This is a genomic window from Dendronalium phyllosphericum CENA369 (assembly GCF_016056275.1).
Lineage (GTDB): Bacteria > Cyanobacteriota > Cyanobacteriia > Cyanobacteriales > Nostocaceae > Dendronalium > Dendronalium phyllosphericum.
This window is the reverse complement of the sequence record NZ_JAECZA010000336.1, coordinates 1-1024: the sequence shown is the minus strand read 5'-3', so window position 1 is coordinate 1024 and position 1024 is coordinate 1. Positions and strand designations below refer to the sequence as shown.

1 pseudogene is annotated in these 1024 nt (G+C 44.8%); it reads right to left on the bottom strand.

The features are described 5' to 3' along the window. Nucleotides 1-32: 32 nt before the first annotated feature. Nucleotides 33-1024 (bottom strand): annotated as a pseudogene (locus tag I8752_RS36695) (DEAD/DEAH box helicase); the annotation flags it as partial.

Below are 1024 nucleotides of genomic sequence, written 5' to 3'. Positions count from 1 at the left end.
CATTATGATTGTCTAACTATTTAGAAAATTGTTTAATTTATTTTTACATGATGCCTTAGATCGGCTCCTTCAAGTAAGCTGTCTGCCAAATCTCGCTTGTGGTGATGCAAATCCACAATCTTATCTTCAATAGTATCTTTCGCTACTAAACGATAGATAGTAACTGGGCGTTGTTGTCCGATGCGATGGGCACGGTCGGAGGCTTGGTCTTCTACCGCTGGGTTCCACCAGGGATCCATGTGGATTACGTAATCAGCGGCAGTGAGATTGAGACCAGTACCACCCGCCTTGAGGCTAATTAAAAATACATCTCCTGACCCAGCTTGGAAAGCATCCACCCGTTTTTTGCGTTCTGGAGCGGGGATACTGCCATCTAAGTATTGATAACTAATACCTTGCTTATCTAAATAATCTTGGATGATGTGCATGCAAATGGTCAACAAACTGACTAAACACAAGGGCCTTATGGCGATTGTCCAGCAGATCGCCCAGCACCTCAGCAAAAAGTTGCAGTTTCGAGCTGGATAGTTCAGTATCAGGCATAACGAGGCTGGGATTACAGCAAGCTCGGCGCAGTTTCATAATTTCTGCTAGCACTTGCAGGTGTTTCTGACCAGCAATTGCTTCACTTTCAGTCAGTTTGGATATTGCCTCCCGCCGCAACGCTTCATAAAATGCCATTTCCTCCCGACTCAACTCCACATGCAATAGAATCTCAGTACGAGAAGGCAACTCTTCTAGCACCTGATTTTTTGTGCGACGCAACAGGAATGGTTGAATAAGTTTTTTGAGTTTGTTGCGTACTTGTTTGTCCTGAAATTTCTCAATGGGGATAGCAAAGCGTTGATTGAAGCTTTCAAACGAACCCAGAAGCCCAGGATTAATAAAGCGGAACAAATTCCACAGTTCGCCGAGGTGGTTCTCAATCGGAGTCCCAGTGGTAATCAGCTTGAAACCACCTTTGAGGTTCATTGCTGCCTGGGAACGTTTGGCGATCATATTTTTGATTGCCTGGGCTTCATCC